The sequence below is a fragment of the Paenibacillus foliorum genome (assembly GCF_013141765.1).
GTDB classification, from domain to species: Bacteria; Bacillota; Bacilli; order Paenibacillales; family NBRC-103111; genus Paenibacillus_S; species Paenibacillus_S foliorum.
This window is the reverse complement of record NZ_WHOD01000052.1, coordinates 195,112-221,504: the sequence shown is the minus strand read 5'-3', so window position 1 is coordinate 221,504 and position 26,393 is coordinate 195,112. Positions and strand designations below refer to the sequence as shown.

At 45.4% G+C, this 26,393-nt stretch carries 24 protein-coding genes; 23 read left to right on the top strand and 1 reads right to left on the bottom strand.

Features of this window, described 5'->3' with window-relative positions:
• The first annotated feature begins 23 nt into the window (after positions 1-23).
• The 20 genes from GC093_RS12895 to GC093_RS12805 all read left to right on the top strand — a co-directional run bounded on the left by GC093_RS12895 (position 24) and on the right by GC093_RS12805 (position 22,232).
• On the top strand, positions 24-1,151 hold the full coding sequence (locus GC093_RS12895) for a glycoside hydrolase family 88 protein (RefSeq protein WP_171652303.1): 1,128 nt from the start codon (positions 24-26) through the stop codon (positions 1,149-1,151).
• Positions 1,152-1,679: 528 nt separating this feature from the next.
• Complete coding sequence (locus tag GC093_RS35915; protein ID WP_246314146.1) at positions 1,680-1,826, top strand: hypothetical protein; 147 nt, start codon at positions 1,680-1,682, stop codon at positions 1,824-1,826.
• Entirely contained in the window at positions 1,823-2,011 is a 189-nt protein-coding gene (locus GC093_RS35910; protein ID WP_246314144.1) for a hypothetical protein, read from the top strand. Before GC093_RS35915 ends, GC093_RS35910 begins: the two co-directional genes overlap by 4 nt.
• 27 nt (positions 2,012-2,038) lie before the next feature.
• Positions 2,039-3,061 (top strand): response regulator, encoded by a 1,023-nt coding sequence (locus GC093_RS12885; RefSeq protein ID WP_171652271.1) that lies wholly within the window; start codon positions 2,039-2,041, stop codon positions 3,059-3,061.
• Entirely contained in the window at positions 3,061-4,866 is a 1,806-nt protein-coding gene (locus tag GC093_RS12880) for a cache domain-containing sensor histidine kinase (RefSeq protein WP_171652270.1), read from the top strand. The genes GC093_RS12885 and GC093_RS12880 overlap by 1 nt, the downstream gene beginning before the upstream one ends.
• A 95-nt stretch (positions 4,867-4,961) precedes the next feature.
• Complete coding sequence (locus GC093_RS12875; protein WP_171652269.1) at positions 4,962-5,936, top strand: ABC transporter permease; 975 nt, start codon at positions 4,962-4,964, stop codon at positions 5,934-5,936.
• A 15-nt stretch (positions 5,937-5,951) separates the two neighbouring features.
• Entirely contained in the window at positions 5,952-6,845 is an 894-nt protein-coding gene (locus tag GC093_RS12870; protein WP_171652268.1) for a carbohydrate ABC transporter permease, read from the top strand.
• A 15-nt stretch (positions 6,846-6,860) separates the two neighbouring features.
• A complete protein-coding gene (locus tag GC093_RS12865; RefSeq protein WP_171652267.1) occupies positions 6,861-8,504 on the top strand; it encodes an ABC transporter substrate-binding protein in 1,644 nt (547 codons plus the stop codon).
• A gap of 30 nt (positions 8,505-8,534) precedes the next feature.
• Positions 8,535-9,935 carry a sulfatase family protein gene (locus GC093_RS12860; RefSeq protein ID WP_246314142.1) on the top strand — a complete coding sequence of 467 codons (1,401 nt, stop codon included), beginning with the start codon at positions 8,535-8,537 and terminating at the stop codon, positions 9,933-9,935.
• 415 nt (positions 9,936-10,350) lie between these two features.
• Positions 10,351-11,325, top strand: a complete 975-nt coding sequence (locus tag GC093_RS12855; protein ID WP_171652266.1) for an SGNH/GDSL hydrolase family protein — start codon at positions 10,351-10,353, stop codon at positions 11,323-11,325.
• 373 nt (positions 11,326-11,698) lie between these two features.
• On the top strand, positions 11,699-12,748 hold the full coding sequence (locus GC093_RS12850; RefSeq protein WP_171652265.1) for a GntR family transcriptional regulator: 1,050 nt from the start codon (positions 11,699-11,701) through the stop codon (positions 12,746-12,748).
• A 132-nt stretch (positions 12,749-12,880) separates the two neighbouring features.
• Positions 12,881-13,189, top strand: coding sequence for an L-rhamnose mutarotase (locus GC093_RS12845; protein ID WP_171652264.1), 309 nt, complete (start codon positions 12,881-12,883; stop codon positions 13,187-13,189).
• 16 nt (positions 13,190-13,205) lie between these two features.
• Complete coding sequence (locus GC093_RS12840; protein WP_171652263.1) at positions 13,206-14,708, top strand: sulfatase-like hydrolase/transferase; 1,503 nt, start codon at positions 13,206-13,208, stop codon at positions 14,706-14,708.
• Positions 14,709-14,836: 128 nt separating this feature from the next.
• On the top strand, positions 14,837-15,781 hold the full coding sequence (locus GC093_RS12835) for a carbohydrate ABC transporter permease (RefSeq protein WP_171652262.1): 945 nt from the start codon (positions 14,837-14,839) through the stop codon (positions 15,779-15,781).
• A gap of 10 nt (positions 15,782-15,791) precedes the next feature.
• The gene (locus GC093_RS12830; RefSeq protein ID WP_171652261.1) at positions 15,792-16,613 is read left to right on the top strand and encodes a carbohydrate ABC transporter permease; all 822 of its coding nucleotides are present in this window, start codon (positions 15,792-15,794) and stop codon (positions 16,611-16,613) included.
• 120 nt (positions 16,614-16,733) lie between these two features.
• Entirely contained in the window at positions 16,734-17,408 is a 675-nt protein-coding gene (locus GC093_RS12825; RefSeq protein ID WP_171652260.1) for an ABC transporter substrate-binding protein, read from the top strand.
• Positions 17,409-17,426: 18 nt separating this feature from the next.
• The gene (locus tag GC093_RS12820) at positions 17,427-18,191 is read left to right on the top strand and encodes an extracellular solute-binding protein (RefSeq protein WP_171652259.1); all 765 of its coding nucleotides are present in this window, start codon (positions 17,427-17,429) and stop codon (positions 18,189-18,191) included.
• A 382-nt stretch (positions 18,192-18,573) separates the two neighbouring features.
• Entirely contained in the window at positions 18,574-19,191 is a 618-nt protein-coding gene (locus tag GC093_RS12815; RefSeq protein ID WP_171652258.1) for a hypothetical protein, read from the top strand.
• A gap of 88 nt (positions 19,192-19,279) precedes the next feature.
• A complete protein-coding gene (locus GC093_RS12810; RefSeq protein ID WP_171652257.1) occupies positions 19,280-21,121 on the top strand; it encodes a cyclic nucleotide-binding domain-containing protein in 1,842 nt (613 codons plus the stop codon).
• 382 nt (positions 21,122-21,503) lie between these two features.
• Positions 21,504-22,232 carry a glycerophosphodiester phosphodiesterase gene (locus tag GC093_RS12805; RefSeq protein ID WP_312886518.1) on the top strand — a complete coding sequence of 243 codons (729 nt, stop codon included), beginning with the start codon at positions 21,504-21,506 and terminating at the stop codon, positions 22,230-22,232.
• Between the two features lie 141 nt (positions 22,233-22,373).
• Here GC093_RS12805 and GC093_RS12800 read toward each other — a convergent pair whose 3' ends face one another.
• Positions 22,374-23,459 (bottom strand): phage baseplate protein, encoded by a 1,086-nt coding sequence (locus GC093_RS12800; RefSeq protein WP_171652256.1) that lies wholly within the window; start codon positions 23,457-23,459, stop codon positions 22,374-22,376.
• A 346-nt stretch (positions 23,460-23,805) separates the two neighbouring features.
• Here GC093_RS12800 and GC093_RS12795 point away from each other — a divergent pair, with 346 nt between their 5' ends.
• The 3 genes from GC093_RS12795 (at position 23,806) to GC093_RS12785 (ending at position 26,391) form a co-directional block, all read left to right on the top strand.
• A complete protein-coding gene (locus GC093_RS12795; protein ID WP_312886517.1) occupies positions 23,806-24,609 on the top strand; it encodes a DeoR/GlpR family DNA-binding transcription regulator in 804 nt (267 codons plus the stop codon).
• A gap of 147 nt (positions 24,610-24,756) precedes the next feature.
• Positions 24,757-25,419, top strand: coding sequence for a ribulose-phosphate 3-epimerase (rpe, locus tag GC093_RS12790; RefSeq protein WP_171652299.1), 663 nt, complete (start codon positions 24,757-24,759; stop codon positions 25,417-25,419).
• A gap of 27 nt (positions 25,420-25,446) precedes the next feature.
• Positions 25,447-26,391 (top strand): ribokinase, encoded by a 945-nt coding sequence (locus tag GC093_RS12785; protein WP_171652255.1) that lies wholly within the window; start codon positions 25,447-25,449, stop codon positions 26,389-26,391.
• Positions 26,392-26,393: the final 2 nt, after the last annotated feature.

Here is a 26,393-nt window from a genome sequence, read left to right as displayed (position 1 = left end):
ATAACGAGGGGAGACAAGGAATGATGACTAGCTTTACAGGAATGCAGGAAGCACCATGGTCTGGATGGTGGAGTCAGATTCAAACGAAAGTGGATCGGATGATGGAGCAAATGGGTGATAAATGTCCTCATGCATCAGTGTCAGGTGTTTATGACGATGTGATCCTAGATTGGTGGACTTCCGGTTTTTGGCCGGGTATGATGTGGATCTTATACGATATGACGGGCAAAGAAACGTATCGTCAGGGTGCATGGTCTTGGGATGAACGGATCGAACAGTGTTTTTTGCGGGAGAATCGGTTTCATCATGACGTAGGATTTCAGTTTCTATGCACGGCGGTTATTAAATATAAACTGACGGGTGACGCTGACGCCAGACGCAGGGGATTACAGGCAGCGAATATTTTAGCTGGTCGTTTTAACTTGGCAGGAGGCTTTTTGAGGGCGCAAAATCAGGGGGACCGTCCCGGGGGTTCGATCATTGATACGATGATGAACCTGTCGATCCTGTTTTGGGCATCGCAAGAGTCGGGCGATCCGAGATTTGCTCAAATCGCGCGTGCACACGCGGACACGGTGCTGCGGCACACTCTCCGCGAAGACGGGTCATCGCATCACATTACCGTGTTCGAAGCGGATACGGGTGAAGTGAAGGAATACGTGGGGGGTCAAGGGTATTCGCCGACTTCCTCTTGGAGCCGAGGGCAGGCTTGGGCTCTGTATGGAATGGCTAATACATACAAATACACGGGGGACATCAAATATTTGAACGCCGCAAAGCGTACGGCGAATTATTTTCTTAGCTGTCTTCCAGATGATTACGTCGCCCATTGGGATTTCCGCGTTCCAGATTTAAACGGAGAGCCAAGAGATACTTCAGCCGCAAGCATCGGGGCATCGGGTCTCCTGGAAATCGCAAAGCAGTTGCCAGCTGAAGAAGGAAGGGTGTATCGTAAAGCCGCAGAATCGATTATGCAAGCATTGTCGCAAAATTATAGCACGCTGGATCGGCCTGAATTCGAGGGCATATTGCTTGAAGCTACAGGTAACAAGCCGATCGATAGGGATGTCAACGTATCTCTGATTTACGGTGATTATTACTATGTAGAAGCTATGGCTAAGCTGATGGGCTGGGACAATTTTATTTTTTAACGACGCAAGGAGTATGAATAAACCATGATGAAACTAACAAAAGCAAGCGATCAGAACGAACGTCTTTCCTTACTTAGGATCCGCTAAGGACTATCTTATCTGTTCCCCTATTTGAAGGATAAATCGGCATGGCCGTATCCTCCAGATGTATATTGAGCTGTGGAACAGTCTTGATCCTGACCCTTCCGACATGGAAGTTCGTCGCAACATAGCGATCCGCCGGTCATTGCTGTGGGTAAAATAGCTGCATAATCGATCGTCTATCGATCCATCCAAATAGCCCTGATGCGCGGGTACACTTTACCCGCCATTTTGGGCTTTTTATATAAATTGCAAAGACTCCATTCAGGATAACCGTTCTCAGGATCAGAGCCAGCTGAGCCATCTTGGATTATTAACGGTAGGAAATTATCGATTTTGATGACTAAGTTCAGGTTTTAATGGGTATGCAAACTAAAGGGAACTTAACATAATAGAGGTATGGAATTGAGACATGCATCTTAGCGTTATTCCAAAAAGGGAATAGAAATGAATAACAGATTCGTGCCGCTTTACATGCCTGTAATTGCAGTGATGACGCTGTATTATAGTGTCAGCCATTGGAGCTCATGGTTTCAGACGATGATTATTTTGCAAGACCGCTCTTTGTATCCGCTTACAGCTGGTGCTTCGTGAAATTTTGCTACAGGGCGAATCAAGCTCAAATGGCTGCAGGAGCCGTAGCAAGTGATATGGCCGCACTGGCGGCAACCTTGAAATATGCGACCAGTATCGTAGCCACTTTAACGATTCAGCTGGTGTATCTTTTCCTGCAAAAGTATTTTGTCAAAGGCGCTCTTGTCGAGGCAATCAAAGGTTAACGATTTATAAAACAAGGGGGCAAGCGAATGGCCAGAATCTTTGTTGTTGACGATGAACCTATCATCAGGATTGGCCTCAAAACGTTAATTGGGGAATATAAACGGTTTAGTGAGATCGATACGTTTAAAGACGGTGTGTCAGCGCTGTCGAATATCATGGCTAACCCTCCTGACGTTGTGTTGACTGATATTCGGATGCCTCGTATGGACGGTCTGGAGCTATGCCGAAATGTTCAGGAGTTAAAGCTCTTCACGAAAGTAGTTGTGCTTTCGGGATATGGGGATTTTTCTTATGCGCAAAAATGTATGTCGTACGGCGTACAGGAATATTTGCTGAAGCCTATTACAGAAATCGAGCTTTTTCCAGTGCTGGATAAACTGCTCGCCATGCGGGAAGCTGCGGTTATTTCCTTCTCTCTTTTTGAGCAGTGGATCGATCAGTTGGAGGAAGCAGTTTGGATGATGGACAAGGTTCGGGCCGATGAACTGCTTGGGGAGGGATTGAGGGGGTTGTTCGCTGTTGAAACGGACATCCAGCAGCACCAGCGGGTATACGACGCTGTCAGACTGCTTCTCAAGAAACTGAATGCCAGAGGGGCGTACAGGTTTGAGGCTAAGCCGCTTTTAGAGGAGAACACTGTCATTACGATTACGTACGAATGGTTTCAGGCCGAAATCGGAATATGGATACAGCGACTGAGCGAGTACCGCAATCATGAAAAAATCAATGTTTTGGAGGCGGCTATCCAGTACATCGATGAGCATCTTTTCGAAGAGGAGCTTTCACTGGATATGGTTGCAGGGAAGTTAGGCGTAACGCCGACCTATTTTAGCCATTATTTTAAGAAAAAGACGAACGAGACCTTCGTGCAATATCGGATGCGCAAACGAATGGATAAAGCCAAACAGCTGCTTGCCGTTCCGCACTACAAAATCATCGACATTGTAACCGAGGTCGGTTACGAAAGCTACCCACACTTTTCCAGAGTATTCAAAAAGGCAACCGGATATTCCCCTACCGAATATCGCGGGCTGCTCGGGATCAAGTAATGAATAACAGCCTGGGACGCAAGGTTTACATTTATTTTGTCATTATTATCGTGCTGACCTTGGTGACGGTGGGGGTCACCGGCTATTGGCGGTCGTCCAACGAATTGGAGAATCAGTATGAAGGGTTATTGACTCAAATCGTTGATAATGTTTTGCATGAAACCGATTTACTTTTGAAAAACTACGAGAGGGCAACGGTATCTATTCTGACGTCTCCTGTAGTGAAAGAGGCTCTGGATCTTCCACGCAATACAACTCCTAGCTTTTATACATCAGAAATTGCCATGAAGGGGGTATTTCAACCGGTTCTCATCAACAACCCGGAAATATCAATGACGTACATCATCGGTTACAACGGGTTCCAGGCAACGGATTTCAATATCCACATTGTTCCTTTTAATTACAAAGCTTTTGAAGAATATGTCGAACAGATGAAGGAAGACGATGCAATAAACGGGAAGCTGACGATCCAAGACTCCGGATTTCTGGACGGTCATCTCACACTCATTCGCAAATTGGCGGACCGAACCTCATCTAAATCATTTAAAGGCATTATGGGCTTCGAACTGAAGATAGGGGAGTTGAACACGCTCTGGAAGGGGATAAAGCTCGGACAATCCGGATATTTTTTTATCGTCAACGATCGCGGAAAAATTTTATACCATCCGGATCCGAGCCGAATCGGCAAACAGCTTGACAGTATGCATTTCAATTCGGTTGAAGCCAATAAAGACCAAATATTTGAATTGCCCGGAGAACCAGGGCGGGTTTTCTTTAGTCGAAAGTCCGACTACTCCGGATGGACGCTGGTGGCAAGCATGTCGGTTGCTGAACAGAGAAAGCCGATTTCAGACTTGCGGCAAACAACGCTAATCGTAGGTATCGTCACATTGATTTTGGCCTCATTTCTAGCTTATCGTTTCGGTCAATCTATCGTTCGTCCAATTCGACTACTGGAAAACGGGATGCGTCAAACGGCAAAAGGTCAGTGGACCAAAGTACCTCTGACCGGAAGCCGTGATGAGATGGATCAGCTTATTACCAGCTACAATTCGATGGTCACCCGTCTGGAGGAGCTTGTCGAGGAGGTTTACGAGACCGAGCTGCGCAATCAGGACAATTTAATGAAACGGCAGCTGGCCGAATTTCAATCGCTACAATTACAGATTAATCCGCACTTCTTGTACAACACTTTGGAAATTATTATTTGTTACGCCGTTATCCAGAAATCAAGCGAAATAAAAGACATCGTTCGTTCTCTGTCGTATATGCTGCGCTATTCCATACGCACCGATTTGGAGGAAATTACGGTAGTCAACGAGCTTAAACACATTCTGTATTTTATGTCTATTATGAAATACCGCAACCAGCACGAATTTGAGATTGATGTTCGCATCCCCGCGGATTATTTTCTGGACAGCATGGTTCGCTTGACGCTGCAGCCCTTGGTCGAAAATGTGTTTAAGCATGCGTTTCCTGATGGGATCGAGGATACTCACACGATTATTATTGACGCCTGGAAGGATGAAGCGGATTTTTATGTCACCGTAGAAGATAATGGCTGCGGCATGGAAGCGGAATCCCTTCTGCAATTAAACACACGACTCATGAACAGCCGGGAGGAGAGGCTGCTGGATGCACAACCAACATTCGAAGGCAGCATCGGGCTGCTCAATGTGCATAACCGGATTCAAATGGTGTTCGGACAGAAGTATGGGCTTTCCGTGAAAAGCGAGCGGGGAGTGGGGACGATGGTTACGATTCGCATGCCGTCGTCCAGTGCAAATAAAGTCATATCGGTGTAAATTAGTGTAATGCTCGGCGGGCCCTTTTTTCGTATTCTAAATATAGAAAGACACAAAACATACCCAGTCAGGGTCATCGAAACAGGGAGGGGTTTATGGAAGTTTCGGCTAATAAGCGCAACACATTGTCTGCAGTTGTTGGTAAAAAGGAAAATTACTTGTCCAGACTGAAGAAGAACGCATCCAGCCATTGGCAGCTCTACCTGTTTATGCTGCTGCCGATTATTTATTTGCTCATATTCAAGTACGTACCGATGTATGGGGCTTTGATTGCGTTCAAAAATTATCTTCCTACTAAAGGGGTATGGGGCAGCGAATGGGTAGGCCTGAAGCATTTTGACCGTTTTTTCCATTCGTATGAGTTTGTTCGGATTATGAAAAATACGATCCTGCTCAGCATCTATAGTTTACTTGCGGGGTTTCCGTTCCCAATCATACTTGCACTTTCCTTGAATTACGTAAACTCTCGTTTCTTTAAGAAAACCGTACAAATGGTCACTTACGCGCCGCATTTTATTTCCGTAGTCGTTATGGTGGGCATCATTCTACAAATGATGGACCCGCGGATTGGCCTGGTTCAAACGATTATGAAATATTTCGGATTGCCCGCAATCAATTTCATGGGCATACCCGAATGGTTTTCACACGTTTTTGTCTGGTCCGGTATTTGGCAAAACGTTGGTTTTTCCTGCATCATCTACCTGGCAGCGCTTGCAGCTGTCGATCCTTCGCTGCACGAGGCTGCTGTTGTGGATGGAGCGAATAAAGTGCAGCGAATGTGGCACATCGACTTGCCGGGTATTATGCCGGTTGCCGTTATTTTGCTGATCATGAACACCGGCCATGTGCTGGATATAGGCTTCGAAAAGGTATTGCTGATGCAGAATCCGCTTAATATGAGCTCTTCTGAGGTGATCGATACTTTTGTGTACAAAGTCGGCTTGGCATCAACTGCAATCAACTATTCTTACTCGTCTGCCATTGGATTGTTTAAATCAGTAATTAATTTGGTCCTGCTGGTTCTCGTCAATCGGATAGCCAGAAAGTTGGGACAAACCAGTCTGTGGTAAAAAGGGGGCGCATCGATGACGGGAAGCATTAAAGAAAGTGCGGATGACAGGCTTTTTACAATTCTGAATTATATCATCCTATTCATTTTTACGATTACGATCTTATATCCTCTGGTTTACATTGTCAGTGCTTCCTTCAGCTCATCCACAGCGGTTATTTCCGGTAAAGTCTGGTTGTATCCGGTAGAGCCGACGCTAGCAGGTTATGAAGCGGTATTTAAGCATCGTTTAATTATGTCGAGCTTTTTGAATTCGGTATTTTATACGGTAGTGGGAACGACGATCAATGTGCTTTTTACACTCATTGCGGCTTATCCGCTTTCAAGAAAAGATTTTATGCCTCGCAACGCAATTATGGCTTTGTTTGTATTCACAATGATGTTTTCCGGCGGATTGATCCCGTCTTACTTGGTTGTGAAAGGGCTCGGTATGATCGACACAAGGTGGTCTTTAATTATTCCGGGAGCGCTTGCCGTTATGAATATGATCATTGCCCGCACTTATTTTCAAACGACCATTCCGGATGAATTGCTTGAAGCCGCTCAAATGGATGGATGCAGTGATTTTACGTTTGTGCGAAAAATCGTGCTTCCTTTGTCAGGTCCGATCATAGCTGTAATCTCCTTGTTTTACGCAGTCGGACATTGGAACCAATATTTTAACGCACTGCTTTATTTAAAGCATCAGGAGTTGTACCCGATTCAATTGGTTTTAAGGGATATTTTGGTGCAAAACGAAGTCGATGCGTCGATGATAACCGACGTTGCCGATCAATCGGCAAGGGATGGTCTGCGTGAGCTGTTGAAGTTTTCCCTTATCGTGGTATCTACGCTGCCCGTGCTCATCATCTACCCATTCATACAAAGGCACTTTGTCAAAGGCATGATGATTGGATCATTAAAAGGCTAAAGGGAGGTTTTTTAGATGAGAAAAGGTTTAACCGCTTTGGTAGCGATTACGACATCTTTGGCGCTGCTAAGCGCATGTGCGGACAGTGGTCAAAAGGAAGCCGGAAAAAAGGTGGAAGCAGGTCGCGATGATCAAGTATCGCCAGCGGGCGTATTCCCGATCACGAAAGAAAAGACGACGCTTAAGGTCATGGTCAAAGGCTCCAGCATTGTCGAAAACTTTGCAACTAACGAGTTCACCAAGTGGCTGGAGGAGAAAACGAACATTCATATCGATTGGGAAGTCGCTCCAGAAAAAACATTTGCAGAGAAGCTTAACGTATCACTCGCAAGCGGCGATTACCCGGACGTGCTGCTTAATATGAGTGTATCGCCGATACAGCAGTCGATTTACGGTAAGGATGGCGTGTTTATTCCGCTGAACCCGTATATTGATAAATATGGCGTGGAAATGAAAAAGATGTACGAACAGGTTTCCTATGTAAAAGATTTGATTACCATGCCTGACGGCAATATTTATTCGGTACCTCAGGTGAATGACTGCTACCACTGCTCGCTCGGTCAAAAGATGTGGATTTATCAACCATGGCTAGACAAGCTCGGATTAAAAATGCCAGAAACGACTGACGAGTTTTATCAAGTTCTCAAAGCTTTTAAAGAAAAGGATCCTAACGGGAACGGCAAGGCAGATGAGATCCCGCTTGTCGGCGCTACCAACGGCCCATCCTCGACGTTGGATCTTTTTCTACCCAGCGCTTTTATCGAGAAGGATTTCAACCTGCGCTTTGTTAAGGATGGAAAGGTTCAAGTTGCCTTTAATCAACCAGAGTGGAAGGAAGCTTTGAAGTATATTAATAAACTGTATGCTGAAGGTTTAATATCTCCGCAAGCGTTTACACAGGACAGAAACCAGTTGAAACAAATGGGCTTGAACCCGGAAATCCCGATCGTGGGAGCTATTGCCTCACAAAATCAAACGGTGTTTGTCGATGTTGATAATCCGAGATTCAAAGACTATACTTCCGTACCGCCGCTCAAAGGGCCGGCAGGTATACGTTCAACCGCGTATAATCCTTATGCGGTCTCTACAGGTCAATTTGTCATCACCAATAAGACGAAAAATCCCGCCGCCGCCTTCCGTATGGCCGACTTGCTGCTTTCGGAAGAAGCGACACTTCGCAGCACGCAGGGCCGTCCTGACCAGGAGTGGGTGCGTCCGGCGCAAGGAGAGCTTGGAGTTAACGGGAAGCCAGCGAAATGGAAATCGATTGCCACGTTTGGCAAGCTTCAAAATGTCCACTGGGCGCAGGCAGGTCCTTCGCTGCGAACGAACGACTTGCGATTAAGCGTAGTAGCAGATCCGAAAAACTCGCTGGAACTTATTTTATATAATGAAACTAAAAAATACGAGCCTTACAAAACCGATCCGGGCAAAATTGTGCCGCCAGTGTTCTTCACCAACGAACAAGCGGAAGAGCTTGCTACACTTGAGAAGACGCTTACGGACTACAGAACTGAATTTTTTGCCAAAACGGTTACAGGCTCGCTGGATGTTGACAAGGAGTGGAGCAACTATTTAAGCAATTTGGATAAAATGAACATTAAACGTTACTTGGAAATTTATCAACAAGCCTATACCCAGTTTAAATCGAAAAAGTAATGGAGATATTTGCCGTGAGCGAGGTATAAGATGAAAGAGAAGATGAATAAGAAGCACTCACCCCAAAGACCTAATGTCGTATTTTTAATAGCGGACGATCATCGAGATGAAGCCATTCGGGCGTTTGGCAATGAAACGGTGCACACGCCGATATTGGATTCATTGGCCGCCAGCGGGACAGCTTGTCGTAACACGCATATATTCGGCGGCTTGACCGGAGCGCTATGCGCGCCGAGCAGAGCGTGCGTCCATACGGGCATATCGCTCTTCCGGGCGATGATTGGCAAAGAGGTGATGAACCGTGAGCATTCGAGCGTTATTCGTCCGGATGTTCGGTTAATGCCGCAAACGATGCGCGAAGCCGGGTATCACACACACGCGGTCGGCAAATGGCATAACGACAAGGCAAGCTTCTCCCGAAGCTTTGAAGGAGGGGATAAGCTGCTATTCCACGGAATGAGCGACCATACCAAGGTTCCCGTGCATGATTATGACCCGACCGGGGCTTATCCGAAGGAAAAGGAATATATTGAACGGACGTTCTCAACGGAATTGTTTTCGGACGCCGCCGTCAACTTTATTGAGGATTACCTGGAGGATCGGCCGTTTTTCCTGTATGTGGCTTATACAGCGCCGCATGATCCCCGAACCGCGCCGGAGCCGTACGCAAGCCTGTACGACAAAGCCGACATTCCGTTACCTCCGAACTTTGTCTCGGAGCATCCATTCGATACCGGCGATATGACGGTTCGGGACGAGAAACTCGCACTATTGCCGAGGGACGAGGACGAAATTCGTCAACATATTGCCGATTACTATGCGATGATAAGCCATTTGGACGCACAAATCGGTAGAGTCATCGAAGCGTTGAAGGCTAAGGGCATCTATGACGACACGCTCATCGTGTATACTGCGGACCATGGCTTGGCGCTCGGGCAGCACGGACTGATGGGAAAACAGAACCTTTACGAGCACAGTGTGCGCATTCCGCTTATATTCCGGGGGCCAGGCGTACCGGAGGGCCAACAGGAGCTGGCGCTGGCAAGCAATATCGATATATTTCCTACAGTTGCCGGGTTATGCAATGTCGACCTGCCGAAGGAAACGGAAGGCGTAAGTCTGTGCCCGATCTTTGCAGGGGAAACCGAGGGCGTTCGTTCTATCGTGTGCTCGGTTTATAAAGATATCCAGCGGATGGCAACAGACGGCCGATGGAAGCTGATCCGTTATTATTGTTCGCCCAAAACGAACACAGGAACGGAACGAATCCAATTGTTTGATCTGCTAAACGATCCTTGGGAAACGCAAGATTTGTCGGCGGATCCGGCAAATGCGGGGGAGATCGAACGGCTTGCCTCCGAATTGGCTTCATGGATGCAAGCTTGCAGCGATATTTTGCAGGATATGCCGGTGATTCCTGGTACATCGTAGAGGTGTGATCTGGTTAGAGTTCATTAAAAGAAAGCAGTTGATTCGTCTAGAAAAGTCATAATGGATGGGGTGGACTTAAAAAAATGTAAGGGTTGCATGGCAATTATATATCCTGATAGCAAGAATCTTATCTCATAAAGAGTCGCGCAAATCGCGGCTTTTTTGTTTTATGGGATAAAGTTCTTGTCATGCGTCAATGACAGGAACTTTATCTCATTCCCGATGAAAACTATTAGCATCACAATAAGGGTAGCATATTTTCGTTTTCCATCTAATCAAAATTATCTCACGAAGAGCTTTGTTTGGAATTATTTGATATATATTAGATTGAAATATTGTATATTTATTTCATGCCCCGTTTTAATAGGTATAATAATAATAGCACTCAAATAACGATAGAAAGGTGAATTGAAGAATGCAAACTATTGAAATAAATAAAGAGTGGTTTCGGGGTGCCGTTTCAATAGAAACGACTAATACCGGATTCCGGCCTTGGCGATTGCCACATGATCAGCTCAGCTTATTTGCATCTGAATTAGCGGAGAAGGCAGGGGAAACAGCGGGTGTTAGAGTTGCTTTTATAAGCGATTCCACTTCAGTGGAGCTGCATGTCGCTATAACGGATAAAGATATACTGTTTGACATAGTTATTGAAGATGAATTAGTCGGTACCAAAACTCTCATTGCAGGAGAAGAAATTTGTTTATTTACAAACTTACCAGGCAGCATGAAGAGGGTTGAAATTTATTTTTCACAAAAGGCTGCCGTCATTGTGAAAGCACTAAAAGTCGATGATGGGGCATCGGTCACTCCCTTGCAAAACAATCAACCGCGGTGGGTTGCATACGGCAGTTCCATTACACAATGCAGCGCAGCTGAAAGTCCGGCTCAAACTTGGCCGGCAATCGTAGCACGCAACAAAGGTTGGGACCTGACCTGTATGGGATTTGGTGGACAATGTCATTTGGAACCAATGGTTGCTCGCGTCATTCGTGACCTTCCCGCTGACGTCATTTCCATGTGCCTCGGCATTAATGTGATGGGTGGCAATAGTTTAAATATCCGGACGTTTCGTTCTGCAATTATTGGCATGGTATCGATCATTCGGGAAAAGCATCGCAACACGCCTCTATTTTTATTTTCTCCTATTTATTGTCCTCACAGGGAAACAAACGAAAACTTAGTAGGGATGACCTTGGTTACAATGAGGAAAGAAATCCAGGAAGCGGTGAATATTCTAACTTTTTACGGAGATTCAAATCTTACTTATGTGGACGGTTTGGATATTTTTGGAGAAGCCTTTGTCGACAAACTACCAGACCAACTGCATCCGAACGCTGAAGGATATAAAATTATGGCTAATCATATACTTGGCAAATTGAATATTTAACTAGCAGGAGTAAGAGGTTCAATAGGATTGATGTTATAAACGTCTTAAACACCCCATAGAAAATATTAATATTACAACAGTGAATATCTTTTGAAGTCAAGGAAGTAGTCTGACCACCTAATATTTAGGTGGTCAGACTACTTTGCTCAAAGAACAGTTTTGGATTCACCAATGGAGATACAGGACCATACTTTGCTGAAATGGTTATCTATGGATCAAAACGTGATCCAACGATGGTTATTTTGTAATTGGACAAGAACCTGTATCCAATGACAAGCACGCGCAGCGTATCGGGTCGCTTGCCACTCCAATGGATATGGTGTAACTTATATATAAATGTATATATTTGATATGAAAAGCGACGGAGGAAGGTATGAACAAGGATTTCACCCCAACCTATTACTCTATTAAACAGGATATCAGAGATAAAATAGCCGGAGGCATATACAGTCCAGGCGAGCTGTTGCCGAGCAGAAACGTCATGTGTGAGCTGTATGATTGCAGCTGGGGCACCTTGAACAGGGCTATTACGGAGCTTATTCTCGAAGGTTTATTGACGGCGAGAAAGGGCAAAGGGACGTATGTGTCCAATCAGGAGCCACCCCGGGAGAGCAATCCCCAGGAAGTGGATACATTGAATGTTTGGCTGTGCAACAAGCACCGCAGTGTATATGCCACCTTGTCGGAGATGATGGACGGCATGCGGGATGAAGCACACAGACGAGGCGTTTCCATTCGATTCCTGGATCTGGCAGATCTGCAATCGATTCCTCCTGGACTGGATGAATATATCATTGTTACCCCATCCAATGAACAATGGAATGTATTGGTTGATGCTCGGAATAAAGGAGAGAGGTTCATCGTATTGAACTCAAGCTGGGAACAAGCTCCTTTTCCCTGTGTGGATTCGGATATATATGGCGCAGTATTTGAGGCTGTTGGCTATCTGCTGAAGCAGGGCCATCGCCGGATCGGATTACTTGGAATCCGGGACGGATTTACCAACTATGAACGGAGGGTTGATTCGTTCCGGGACGCCTTTAAACAATATGGTGTTCCCTTGGAGAAACAGTGGATTGTTGGACGTCCGGAGGACAGGACAGAGGCTAAAGTCTTATATTCAGATTGGCTGGATCGTAATCCGGAGGTAACTGCTTTATTTGCTGCGGATTACACGACGACCTTAATATTGTTAGAACTTCTGCAGGAAAAGGGGATAACGATTCCAGAGGAGTTGTCCTTGTTTATCGTAGGAACCCCACAGCATACTTTTGTGCAGAACGGATCAATAAGTGCCATTGTACAGCCCTTTCACGAAATGGGGCGATTGGCGGTAAGTCGACTCCTGGAGAGGCAGCTTGATTCGGGCACAGAATTGCTTCCATGTGAACTGAAAATAGGCGGCTCTGTTGTCGCTATCTAATATTGGTCTTCTAATTTAAAGCCGTATTCCGAGTGAGCATGATCGGAATACGGCTTTTTGTTGACAATAAATGGGCCATTGCTTTACTATTATACATATATATAAAGGTTAGAAAAAACAGGAGGCTACAGGATGCCCAGACGCGCTTTTTGTTTAACAATCCGTTCTGGTATGGAGAAGGAATATGATCGAAGGCACCGGGAGGTTTGGCCGGAGCTTTTGGAGCTGTTAAAGGATTGCGGTATCCGAAATTATTCAATTTTTCGTCAAGGTCGAAGCTTGTTCGGTTATATGGAAAGCGTCAATAACATCGATGAAGCTTTAATCCGGCTAGACGCTCATCCCATTCAGCGTAAATGGTACGAATATATGTCTGCCGTTCTCATTCGGGATGGGGATAAGGGCATGACATTGCTGGATGAAGTATTTCATTTAGATTAAGAAAAGGAGCGAAAGTATGACAAAACTGAACCTTAACGCTAAGCCAATCAATATTCTTTTTGTCATGGCTGATCAGCTTCGGTACGATAGTTTGGGACACACGGGGCATCCGATGGTAAAGACACCCAACATTGATAAACTGGCTGCTGAAGGCACAAGGTTTGAGAAAACGTATGTGCAGTCCGCCGTTTGCGCACCATCCCGGGCTTCCATTTATACGGGACGGTATGTTCATGCCCATCGCGTCAGGTTCAACGAGGTCCCGTTCGGAGCCGGTGAACAAACGATTGCCGATTACTTCAATGCTGCAGGCTATCGTTCAGCGCTGATCGGACGCACTCATTTTACGCCTATTACGGAAGCCTACGGATTCGAATATTATGCCTACTATGACGGTTTACCTGCGAAGGACGGATATTCTTCTTACCCGCAATATTTGCGGCAATGCGGATACAGCGAAGAAGACATCCGCTTCCGTTACTGGCCCAGAGAGCTTACACCACAGCCCGGGAATGAAGCATACCCAGAGGATTTTGCAGAAGCCGAATATCCATGCCGCATTCGTGAGGAGCATTCTGATACCGCTTACATGACGGATGAAGCAATTCGGTTTATAAAGGAGACGACGGACCGTCCATGGATGCTTCATCTGTCCTATTGGAAGCCTCATCTTCCATTTAGCGTGTCCGAGCCTTACTTTAGTATGTATGACCCGAAGGAAGTACCGATGCCCAAGCTGAAGGAGGGAGAACTGCAGCATAAGCCGCCGATACAGGAGCTGTTTCGCAATGAGCGCAGGGGAAATTTCCTCGAAGATGAAGAACGGCTCCGCCGTGTACGCGCTGCGTATTACGGCATGATTACACAGCTGGACGATCATCTGGGCCGCTTGTTTGAGGAGATGCGGCGAATAGGGGTATTGGAAAACACCTTGATCGTATTTACCTCGGATCACGGTGAATATTTGGGCGATCATCACATGATCGAGAAAGAACTGTTCTACGAGCAAGCGGTGCATGTGCCGCTCATCCTCAAGCTGCCCGGCACCATCCCGCAAAATCGAGCCATTTCCCAATTTGCCGAAGCGGTTGATTTACTACCAACGCTGCTGGAATTAGCGGGTCTACCCCTACCTAAAGCGGTCCAGGGTACGAGTTTGCTGCCATTAGTAAATGGCACTGCCCATGATTGGAAGCGTGAAGTATTCGCCGAGTGGGACTTTCAATATTATCACTGCCGCAAGCAGTTGGGTTTGGCACCTCATCAATGCAAGGCGACGATGATTCGCGATGACGATTGGAAGTATGTGCATTACAGCAATCAGCCCTGCGAGCTGTACGACCTGACGGCCGATCCCGACGAATTTTGTAATTTGGCTGAAGAGCTGCAATATAAGGAACGAATCGAGGCGATGCGCAGTAGAATTCTCAATTGGCGGTTAAGAACGGAAGATCCGATCCCGGAGGTCGATTTGACGTTCGCCTCTTACCTAAGGGATCCCTGGGAGGATAAGGCCTAGATGAATTGTGTTCATATCGGCCTCTAGAATGGCAGGATCGACCATGACATCCAGGCGGCTACAAGCTAGAATGGTTGTATCAGTCGCGCGAAATTCGTGAGCGACTACATGAGAAAGGAGAAGGGATAATGGCAGAATCCCAATCCGGTACGGTGGTTTCCACCCAACCCAAGACGGCTCAGGCATCACAACGAAGGAGAAAGCTGAATAAGCACTTAATCGCCTACTCCTTCCTCATACCGATATTTGTTTCAATGGGTCTATTCAAGTATTATCCGTTTTATACAGCCATCTTAAAGTCGTTTTACCAATGGAACGGGGCGAACATTAACAAGTTTATTGGTTTGGATAACTTCGTCCAGCTATTAAGCGACCCAACCTTCTACGCTTCTCTCAAAAATGTAACGATATTGACGATCAGCTTTGTAATCATCCAATTAACACTTCCGTTATACGCAGCTGTCGGAGTATTTCATTCTAATAAAAAACTCCAGAATGGATACCGAGTGCTGTTTCTCGTTCCCATGGTCGTTCCTTATATCATCATCTTTTTACTGTGGAGATGGATTTATATGAGCAACGGCATGTTAAATGTGCTGCTTAAAAGTATTGGATTGGAATCCTGGACCCATGCTTGGCTTGGGGAAAGCGCGACAGCTTTGGGATCGATATTATTCGTCAACTTCCCTTGGATTGGCGGCATTTACTTCCTCATTTATTTGGCGGGTTTAATTACAATCTCACCTGAGCTGTTCGAGGTCGGCAGAATGGACGGCATGAATGCATGGCAGCGTTTTCTGCACATTGAACTGCCTCTAATCAGAAACCAAATCCGGCTGGTTGTTATTCTCGCATTCATTCATCAATATCAAAGCTTTGAAAATATATTGGTGCTTACGAACGGAGGTCCCGGCTTTACGACACTCACACCGGCTCTTTATTTGTATAAGAAAGGTTTTGAATACAATGAATTAGGCTATGCCTCTGCTATTGGTGTATTGATTTTTGCTATTCTGGTGCTGTTCACATTAGCCGCAAATAAACTAATTAAACCGACGGAGAAACTGGACTAGGGGGAGAAGGATGGGTAAATTTACTTATGGGTCTGCTGCCAATCAATTTTTTTTACTGCTGCTGGTGTTGTTGACGTTGTTTCCTTTTTATATGCTGCTGATCAGCTCCTTGAAGTTTCAGGATCAGATCCTTCTCCATTTCTGGACACCGGTATTTCCGATTCATTTCGAGAATTATGCAGGCGCTTTCAAGCAGATTTGGCCCTTTATTTTAAACTCCATTCTGATAACGGCGGGAATTATTGCTTGTGTGCTAATTAATTCTACCTTTGCCGGCTACTCATTCGCACGCTTCAGCTTCCTTGGTAAAGGAATTTTGTATTCCCTTGTCATCATCCTGATGATGGTGCCCGGATTTCTGCTGCTGATTCCACAGTTTATTTTGTTCAAGCAATTGGGATTGCTCAACACGCATTGGGCGCAAATTTTCGGTCCTATGGCTGGCGCTTCTGCTTTGGCGACAATGCTGATGCGCACTTTCTTCGAGGGACTCTCCTCAAGTCTCTTTGAAGCGGCGGAGGTAGAAGGAGCAGGGGAGCTGAGAATTTTCGGGCAAATTGTACTGCCATTGTCGCAGCCCGTTATTGCAACTGTGGCCATCATTAATGCTTTGACCGGCTGGAACAATTACATTTGGCCGTTGGTCGTCACCTCAGGGGATAAAGTCCGCCCTATTATACTTGCGTTAAGCAATATCAAGGGACCGCTGGAGCAAGCACAAGGCTTGCAGTTTGCCGGTTACGTCATCGCCTCTTTGCCGCTGCTGATTCTGTTTATGTTTGCCACAAAATCCTTTATCAGCGGCATCACCTCAGGTGCGGTAAAGGGCTGATTCCTTGCATCGTCCATACAGCAGATTTGATAAGGCAAGGAAAAGCGCTTTTTGCAAACTCAGTTGTAGAGTTCGAAGTATTCTTGCTTTGGATGATGAATAGAGAGGGTGTAGATAAAAATGAAAAGAGCAAAGAGTTCACTATCTCGTCTAACGATAGGAGCGGTTTTGGCAGTTACCGTTGCGGGCTGCAGCAGTACGCCTTCGGGTGAAACAGGTTCGGGTAATCAATCGGGCTCCATCGCTAAGACAGAGCTAAATGTTATGGTCATGACGGAAGCAACCGGAGATCAAGCGGAGCAAACCATTTGGGAGGACACCGTCAAAATGTATGCGGAGAAAAACCCTAATGTGAAGATCAATCTGCAGCTGCAAAGTTTTGCAGGCGTGGAGCAGCATCGGACTTGGGTTACTACCCAGTTGATTGGGGGCAATGCGCCGGACATCTTCACGACCCGCTATATATGGGATCAGGAGGATCTGAAAAAAGGACTGCTTGTAGACCTGACTCCGTATTACAGTAAAAAGAACGCTAACCTTGGAGATAAAACATGGGAGGAAGTTTTCCCGAAATCCGTACTGCAGCGGCTTCAAGGCGAAAATAAAACGTATGCCAGCGTGCCTACGAACATCGACTCGGTTCGTGTTCTTTACAATAAGGACCTGTTTACTAAAGCCGGTGTCACGAACGTCCCCAAAACGTGGAACGAGTTTCTGGATGCGCAGGAGAAGCTTAAAAAGTCAGGTGTGACGCCTTTTGGTTTTCCAAATACGAAACCGGGGGATTATAACTAAAGCTGGACAACTCGTATATTGACCGAAGAACTGATCGCCGGGCAGTATGAAAAGATGGATGTGAACAAAAGTGGCTTTATCGAGATGAATGAATATACGCGCGCCGTAGATCAAGGCATTGTAGATATTACCCAATCCCCATACAAGGACGTATTCCCAATCATCAAAAACTGGAGCCAGTATTGGCCCAAGGGCTATAACGGGATTGACTTCAATACGTCATCCGATATGTTCCTGCGCGGAGAAGTGGCGATGATTATGAGAACATCTGGGCAGAGCAAGGTCATTTATGAATCCAGCGCACGGAAGTTCGAAATAGCGGCGTTCCCGCTGCCCTATTTGACAAAAGAAAACCATCCTGACGCCGTAGGAAAGCTGATGGAAATTGGTGGAGTTCCCGCGGGCAATATGGCGATCCCAAAAACAATTAAGCCGGAGAAGCTTGATGCTGCCGTTGATTTTATGGCATTTATAACCTCGTCCAAAGTTCAGGGTATGCATGCCGAGAAGCTTTACAGAACTCCTGCGATATCGAACGCTGACCTTCCCGAGAAATTGAAGGGCTTCGCTTTTGTAGGCGATCCGATGAAGCTGAATATTTACGGTGGAGAGGTCGACAAAAATGTGACGGAAAACAATCAAAAGATGGGCCAGCTTTATCTGGAAGGCTCTCTGCAGGCAGACAAGTATTTAAGCGATCTGAAGAAGGTTATGTTGGACTTCGTAAAGCAAAAGAAGGATGAAAACAAGTGGAATGCCGAAAATAATTACGGGATCAAATAATAAGTCAGATAGCGAGGGCAGGTTCGGAGATACCCCAAAAGGTTTTGGAAAAAGCACAAATAGGTATGACAGAAGCTCTTAAATAATGGTTTGCTCTTAACAAAAAGCCCATCAAGAGCGTATTGACGCTCGTGATGGGCTTCAATATTACAGGATAAGCTTTGCTTGTAAGGATTCTCTGTCCGCTTGGAATGGATGCTGCAGGCGCAATAGTAGGTGCTTGTAGTCGCAAGCGACGATGTCGGAAGAAAGTGACTATCCCGCTTTTCGCCCTGCGTCCGCACCGCCATCCCTAATATTCCGGTATGTGGTGCACTTAACAGACTTAAGGGAAGCTTCAGTGATATAATCAAACCAATGAAGCGAGTAGGGGGAAGCAAGATTGAATAAGAAAATGGCATTATCTATCGTAGGAACCTTCGTGATCGGGATTGCGGGCGGGGTAGGGTTAATGATGAACGACTCGGCATATAGCTCGTTAAAGGTAGCGCTTGGTGGTCAAGCGACTCAGAATGCTGTCGGGTCCATCAATGCTCAAGGAATGGTTACGGCTCAATATTCCAATGTGGATATTGAAACCGCACTAAAGCAAGCTCAGTCGCAACGTACCGAGTTATTGGAAGGCCAGTTGAAAATGCAAATGGAGATGGTACAAAATAGAAATAACGATATTGCCAAATTGAATGATATCGTAAACAAACTAAAATCGAATCGTCCGCAAAAATCGGGAGACAGCGTTACATTAGATGCGGATTTGCAGAAAAAATTAATCGAGAGCGGCGTCGTGGTCCCGTCATCGAATAAATGGTCACAAGCCGAAGTAGACCGTGCGTTGGATTCTCTTCGCGGTAAAATCGATAGTTTAAACAGCAGTCAGCAAATGGATATGCTTCGCTTGCAAAGTTTGACCAACAAGAGAAACGAAGCCTTCGATACCATGACCAATTTCATTAAAAAAATGTCTGATCAACGCACCAGCATTATCGGAAATATGAGATAATGAAGCAGTACGGGAACCTGTCCTCGGCAGGTTTCTTTTTTTATATGACCGTAAAAGAGATATATTGTGAGAAAGGCTGGAAATCGGAATGTCCTTCGATATCGTGGGCTTCTTAAGAAACCATACACTGCTGCACGGCGTTCCGGAGACGGAGCTTGAGAATGCGGCATCCACCATGGAAACCGTCTGCTTCCCTGATGGGGAGTGGATGATGCACGAAGGTGAGGAAGGCAACGACTGCTATTTTGTGCTGGACGGAAAAGTGCAGGTTTATACCCGCAGCCTGATTGGAAAACAAGTCGTACTGGCGGAGCTCGGATATGGCGCCTTGATCGGTGAGATCACATTAATCCGCAATGAGAAGCGGACGGCCGGCATTAGGGCTCTGGGCGAAGTTACGGCGCTCCGACTGGACCGTACGGCTTTTGAGAAGCTGGCCGAAGCGAGTCCCTATTTCCATGAGAGCTTAACGTACGCGGCAGAGCTTCGCATGAAGCACGGTTTGCTGCGCAAAGCGTCAATCTGGTCAGCCATCCCTGATTCCGAACTGCGCGGATTAGCCGAAATTACGGTACGAAGGAATGTGTTACAAGGGGAAAACATTTTGCGGGAAGGAACTCCTAAGGAGAGCTTTTATATGATAAGCAGCGGGCGGTTCGAGATAACCTCGACTGTCACACGCCGCGCGGTCATGGAGACGGGAGACTTTTTTGGCGAAATCGCGCTGCTGGCGGAGCAACCTCAATCGGCTACTATCACCGCCATGGAAGACGGCGAGCTGTTGGTTATGGGAAGCGCCGAATTTCAGGCAATCTGGCAACATTATGCACCAGTGAGACGGCAATTTGCGGAGGTTATGCGAATCCGGCGTCCGGATCTCGCGATAACCCACTCTTTCGGTGCGGCAGAGGGGGACGAGATTGCGCCGGACGCAGAACACGATCTGCTGCCTGAAAGCCCTATCCGATCGACCAGGTGGATCGATCTGCTGTTTCTGCTTGGCGGCCTCTTCGCCGGCTGTACTGTCATGGCCGTCTGGCTGCAAAACCAGATTTGGCAAATGGCGGCATTGCTGGCAGGCGGGCTTGTCGGACCGGTAACTTTCGTAGCCTATATTAGGGGCTCACAGCAGCTTGGATTTTCCCATGTGCGCCTGGCGTGGGTATTCGTCTTGTCGGCGGCTGTCGCAATTCCGCTTGCCTGGGTGGTGGAGCGGCAATGGCTCTTCGGTGTCGCCAGGAGCACTGCCGGCTTTACGGAGCTGAGCGTGCCTCTATCGGTAGCCTTGATTGAAGAAGGCGCGAAGCTGATAGTATGCGCGATACTGCTCAGAGGAGGACGGATGCGTTTTCTGATGGACGCTGTCGTGATCGGAGCAGCGGCCGGTATGGGCTTTGCCGCTGTCGAGAGCATGTTTTACGGCTGGTCGTATCTGGAGCGGGGTTCGACTGGAGAGATGCTTGCGGTATTGTGGGTTAGAGCGCTGCTCTCGCCACTTGGGCACGGCACTTGGACGGCCATCGCCGCCGCCGGGATCTGGCTCGAACTGAACAGGCGTCATGCCGCGCAGAGGACACGGTTCGTGCGCCAACGGCAAGGGCTGGCTATAGCGCTCCTGTTGGCTGCCATAGCACTTCATGCGTTATGGGACTTCCATTTCGTAGAAGGCTTATGGAGATTGCTATCGATGGTTTCCGTCGGAGCGGGAGGCTTGCTTCTGCTGTACGTACTCCTTCGTAAAGGAACGAAGGAAGAGAACTATGCCATTACAGCTCTGAATCCGCTTTTACAGGATGAAGCGTTGAACGAAGCCGATGAGGCGAACGCTCTGAAAGCAAAGCCCCTGATTTGCGGGGCATGCAAGACGCAGTCACCTCGGGATGCCCGCTATTGCGCCCGCTGCGGCCAAGCATTAAGGAGAAAACTATAATCGAACGAAAGCGCCATAGTTTGTAATCTGGAAATTATCAAGGGGCGTTGTAACTAACGAGGAACTTATAGCTCAATAAGCAATCAGAACGAGGCTGCCGGCATTGGCAGCCTCGTTACGCTATAAGGAAGGGGAATGGGTATTTTGGAGAATGCTGAAAAGTCAACAATTTATTCAGGCTGAGAGTAGAGTTGTGGAAAATAACAGAAATGAGAGGATTGCTATGTTTTTTACAAAGAAGCTAATGATCTACACGGGTTAGGATTTGATATATCCAGAGTTGTATTAATAGTGACGGCATGATAAAATTACTCTAAATATAAGCAAATGTCATATTATGGACATATGCTCATAATGAAAACTAATTTGAGGAGATGTCATTGTGAAAATTAGAGGTGTTGCTCACCGGGGCTATCCGGTAAAGTATCCGGAAAATACACTATCATCCTTTCAGGCTGCGGTTGACTTATCTTTTACTCATTTAGAGCTTGACGTCCATTTGAGTAAAGACGGTATTCCTGTTCTTATGCATGATTATGCGATCGAACGTATGTCGGACGGTAGAGGCAATATCCGTGATTACACGTTAGATGAACTCAAGCGTTTCAGCATTAAAGGAATTGAAACGATTCCTACCTTAGAAGAAGCGTTGAATTTGCTTAAGGGTAAAATATCGATTCTGATTGAGCTGAAGCAATCTGGCGATCTTTATCCGGGATTGGAAGAAAAGGCCCTGGAGATTATACGTAAAACAGATACCTTGGACCAGTCAAGAATCATTGGTTTCGACCATTTTTCAATTGCCAAGACAAGGCAGCTCAACAAAGATATTAGACTGGGCCTGTGTTGCAGTGGAAGTATGCCTTATGTGTTTCCTTTTATGGAAGAAATCGACTGTGACTTTTTGGGAGTGCAGCTTCGCTTCATGACACCGCAATACGCAGCAATGATACAAGAGAGAGGCATTATATCCGGACCGTGGCCCGTGGATACTCTAGCTGATATGGAGCTTATTGCTGCAAAGTATCCAACTGATTTGATAACGACTAATGAGCTGGAGTGTTGGGCCGAATTTTATCGAAACCACACCGAGCTGCATGTAGACATATAGCACTTATTTTTAATTTCGTATCATAGTAAATAAAAACGGAACAACAAGCAATCGATCGTTGCTTGTTGTTCCGTTTTTTTAATGAACTAATATAGAGGTTTTCAGCAAAGCTGCAGCTAAGACACGATCGTATCATGCAGGTCAGCTTCCTTTTATAAGAGCATCTTTATAAAAGATATTGGCGTTCTTTCTTGTATCAATAGACGATCTATATGAACCAAAACCGAAGCATAATCGAACGGTTGTACCGACAATCTGGATGGCCATGCCTTCCGGTTCTCTAAATAGCAGTGAGTTCTCTGCATTTATCATTGCCCGATCCACTTGTACACCTGTATTTAAGTTCACTGTCGTAATATAGGTGTTACCGGTAGGATTCGTGTTTAAATTGTATGCAGTTCCGTCCAGTAAATAAAGATAGCTTCCATAAGAGGCAAATCCCTGAAAAACACCCAAACCCGTCGGTTGATCTACCGTAACAAGTGGCTTGTAGGTGCCCGCTTTCACTTCAGCAAGGTTAAACACACTAAAGTGGAATAACGTTTCATTTAATCTGTAACGCATCGTTAGCAAGCCGTTGGCCATATCGATATTGACGGTTGTTCGGTCAGCGCCTGACACTGGAGCAAATTTGGTAATAGATGGATCGGTGTTGAGCAATACCTGATTATCCACAAACGGAAATCTTGCTATCTTTGTGCCGAAACCATTATTCGGTTCGGACTTATCTGCAACAGCATCCACTTCCGTCCACAAATAGGCTGTCGTACCAACAGGCTCAACACCAATGGAAACCCCGTGTCCAAAACCTATCAAATACATATTTCCCAAGATAGTACCCTCTGCGCTGAGCTTCGTGACTGTTAAATCACCTTTGATAGATCTCTCTGCACTTCCGTAGGTTCGGGTCTCTGTCCCTAATTTTTGCCCTGCATTTGTAATTTGTACCATATAAATATGATTATTCGTATTATCAAACGCAAATCCTTGCTGCAGCGTGGGATCTGTCAGCACTTTACCTGTGATTAGGGTCTTATCAGTGGCTGATAAATCGAATTTCTTTGAAACTGGAATTTGTGCATTTCCTTTACCAAATGGTAGTAGAGTAAGTGCTAACAGGATGAGTGCTAAAATAATCAAAATAGACAGAAATAGCTTTTTTTGTGTAAAAGGGCTCTTCTTTAACCTTAAATTTTCTTGCGGATGGTCTGATTGTGTGTGTTTCATTTTATGCCACCTAACAATTTTAAATTTCTTGGTTTTTCCACAGATTGTTTGGTTTGATTGTTTGAATTCCCCATCTCCATCCTCCTAATAATTGAGCTTCCTTCTTCACAATACCAACAAATCTAAGCATTTTCATATTACTTGAAAGCGTTGACGTTGTCCATCATTTGTTTATTTTTGGACATATGTCCAAAAATGTGGTTTTATATTCGCTTATTAGTCGTAGGATTGCTGTTCATTCAAAGATGAAGTAAAATAGTTACATAGTGATCTTTGAAATCGGACATAAAAACGATATGAAAAGAAGATTATGAGGGGGTATAACCCTACAGAACATAGAGGATAGGTGATAAATGTGGAAAGCAATACAAACAAAAAAGCAGAGTCGTTAGCAGGGAATGATCGAAAAAAGGAAATATTAAATCTGTTGGAGGATTTAGGGGTGGTTCGTGTATCTGATTTGAGCAAAAGATTCGGAGTAACCGAGGAAACGATTCGTCGTGATTTGGAACGGCTGGAGAATGAAGGGTCACTTCTTCGAACACATGGAGGAGCCGTGCTAAACCGTAAAGAAGGTCCTGAACTGCCTATACTTCAACGGGAATTAGTCCAAGCTGACGAAAAAAGGTCAATTGGCGAGTACGCGGCATCCTTGGTTAAGGTAGGGGAGGTTATCGCCCTTGACGCTAGCACAACCTGCCTTCAGATGGCTAAACACCTCCCAAACCTAGAGGTTACAATCATAACTTATTCCATCGCTATCGCCTACGAATTGGTCAAAAAAACGAATATTCAAATATTTCTTATCGGTGGTTACTTGGATAGACATTCATTAAGCAATACTGGTGCGCCATCTGAGAAAATGGTGGAGGGATACCATGTGGACAAGTTTTTCTTCTCCTGCCAAGGCTTCGATTTGCAGAGAGGGATCAGCGAGCCTTACGAAGCGCATGTTCAATTGAAAAAGAGTATAGCCTCCATATCGGATCATCTGATTTTATTAGCCGACAGCAGCAAGTTCCAAAGAAAATCCTTGGTCCGATTAATCGGCATGGAAGAAATAGATACATTAGTAACAGATAATAATGTACCGACAGACGCATTAAAGGACATGGAAGCAAGTGACATTAATGTCGTAGTAGTCAACTGAACTCACAATAAATTCTTTGTTTCAAAAATATAAATGTTGAAATCGGATAATTAATGATATATAATCCTGTTATTGGGTTTATTTCAAAGACAGATTTATTGAAATTAATATTTATATTTTTTGAAACAGACAGATGAGGTGCGTAAGATGGCTATGATTGGACCCTCTTTAATGTGTGCCGATTTAGGATACTTGGTAGAATCCGTACAAATTTTGAATCGGGGCAATGTTGACTTTTTTCACTTTGATATTATGGATGGAAGTTTTGTTCCTAACTTTAGTATGGGACCCGATATGCTGAAAAGGTTGCGTCCTCAAACAAGCATACCTTTCGATGTGCATCTTATGGTAGAAGAACCAGAAAGATTTATTGACCTGTTTGTAGATGCTGGAGCTGATATGATCTCGGTCCATGCAGAGTCTAAATTACATTTGCAGAGAGTGCTACAATCAATACGGAATCGAAACCTGAAGGCAGGTGTAGCTCTAAACCCATCAACGCCTCTCTGTATGTTAGACTACGTTTTGGATTCTGTAGATTATGTATGTTTAATGACCGTTAATCCGGGATTTGCAGGCCAGAAATTTATTCCCAGCACTTTGGGGAAAATAGCCGATTTGAGGCATAAAATTAATGCGGCTAATTTGGATATATCTATTCAGGTGGATGGAAATATCAGCTTAGCTAATATTCCTCTGGTTGTTGAGAAGGGGGCTGACATGCTGGTATGTGGAACTTCAAGTTTATTCCTGCCGGATGTGAAATTGGAGCAAGCAGTTGTGGATTTGAGGGAGCTTTGCCATAAATAGCCGATCTACTGAGGGAGGATGTATGATGTGACTATTACTGTAGTCGGAAGCATCAATATGGATATTGTGATTCTAACAGACCATTATCCTTGTCGCGGCGATACGATATTTGGCAACGAAATCCGCTTTTCTCCTGGCGGAAAAGGAGCTAATCAAGCAACGGCATGTGCCAAATTGGGAAAGGAAGCTATAATCGTAGGTTGTGTTGGGATAGACGAGTTCGGCCACCTTTTGATCGAAACGATGGATGGCAACCTTGTGAATATTAGCTTTATTAAAAGGTCTGTGTCTAAGAAAACCGGGGCAGTGCTCGTAACGATTGATGAGTCCGCTCAGAATACAATGATTGTTGTAAAGGGCGCGAATGAAGAGTTAAATGCTATAGATGTTGATGGCTGCAGTGAATGGATTAAGAATAGCAAGGTGCTTCTTGTACAATTGGAAATTCCTGAGGAGATTGCTATTCATGCAATGGTAAAAGCCCGAGAGTATGGGGTGACTGTTATTTTGGATCCTGCACCGGCAGAAGGTATTACATTGAATGTATTGAAATATGCGGACATCATCATTCCAAACCGTCAAGAAGCCAAATGCATAACAGGGATTGATGTTATCGACGTTCAATCGGCTCTAGATGCCGCAAGGTTTTTGGACAAAAGAGTGGGAATATCCAAATCAATTATCAAAATGGCTGAGATGGGATCGCTTGTATACTCAAACGGGCTATGGGAGTATATTGAAGCAATCGAGGTTAAGGCTGTTGATACTGTAGCCGCAGGAGATTCATTTGCAGGGGCATTGGCTTGCGCGATAGCTGATGGCGAAAGCATTGTAAGCGCTGCCAAATTTGCGACTATTGTAAGCGCTTTAAAGGTAACCAGATTAGACGCTCAAGACGGTATTCCAACAATGGCTGAAGTCAATGAATTTTGTGCTATAAGAAATTTAAAACATTACCGGAGTAATCAGTAAAA

Bases quoted from the DNA above. Each gene is read 5' to 3' on its own strand.
- GC093_RS12895 (WP_171652303.1), top strand. From the start codon at position 24: ATGACTAGCTTTACAGGAATGCAGGAAGCACCATGGTCTGGATGGTGG.
- GC093_RS35915 (WP_246314146.1), top strand. From the start codon at position 1,680: ATGAATAACAGATTCGTGCCGCTTTACATGCCTGTAATTGCAGTGATG.
- GC093_RS12885 (WP_171652271.1), top strand. From the start codon at position 2,039: ATGGCCAGAATCTTTGTTGTTGACGATGAACCTATCATCAGGATTGGC.
- GC093_RS12880 (WP_171652270.1), top strand. From the start codon at position 3,061: ATGAATAACAGCCTGGGACGCAAGGTTTACATTTATTTTGTCATTATT.
- GC093_RS12875 (WP_171652269.1), top strand. From the start codon at position 4,962: ATGGAAGTTTCGGCTAATAAGCGCAACACATTGTCTGCAGTTGTTGGT.
- GC093_RS12870 (WP_171652268.1), top strand. From the start codon at position 5,952: ATGACGGGAAGCATTAAAGAAAGTGCGGATGACAGGCTTTTTACAATT.
- GC093_RS12865 (WP_171652267.1), top strand. From the start codon at position 6,861: ATGAGAAAAGGTTTAACCGCTTTGGTAGCGATTACGACATCTTTGGCG.
- GC093_RS12860 (WP_246314142.1), top strand. From the start codon at position 8,535: ATGAAAGAGAAGATGAATAAGAAGCACTCACCCCAAAGACCTAATGTC.
- GC093_RS12855 (WP_171652266.1), top strand. From the start codon at position 10,351: ATGCAAACTATTGAAATAAATAAAGAGTGGTTTCGGGGTGCCGTTTCA.
- GC093_RS12850 (WP_171652265.1), top strand. From the start codon at position 11,699: ATGAACAAGGATTTCACCCCAACCTATTACTCTATTAAACAGGATATC.
- GC093_RS12845 (WP_171652264.1), top strand. From the start codon at position 12,881: ATGCCCAGACGCGCTTTTTGTTTAACAATCCGTTCTGGTATGGAGAAG.
- GC093_RS12840 (WP_171652263.1), top strand. From the start codon at position 13,206: ATGACAAAACTGAACCTTAACGCTAAGCCAATCAATATTCTTTTTGTC.
- GC093_RS12835 (WP_171652262.1), top strand. From the start codon at position 14,837: ATGGCAGAATCCCAATCCGGTACGGTGGTTTCCACCCAACCCAAGACG.
- GC093_RS12830 (WP_171652261.1), top strand. From the start codon at position 15,792: ATGGGTAAATTTACTTATGGGTCTGCTGCCAATCAATTTTTTTTACTG.
- GC093_RS12825 (WP_171652260.1), top strand. From the start codon at position 16,734: ATGAAAAGAGCAAAGAGTTCACTATCTCGTCTAACGATAGGAGCGGTT.
- GC093_RS12810 (WP_171652257.1), top strand. From the start codon at position 19,280: ATGTCCTTCGATATCGTGGGCTTCTTAAGAAACCATACACTGCTGCAC.
- GC093_RS12800 (WP_171652256.1), bottom strand. From the start codon at position 23,459: ATGAAACACACACAATCAGACCATCCGCAAGAAAATTTAAGGTTAAAG.
- rpe (WP_171652299.1), top strand. From the start codon at position 24,757: ATGGCTATGATTGGACCCTCTTTAATGTGTGCCGATTTAGGATACTTG.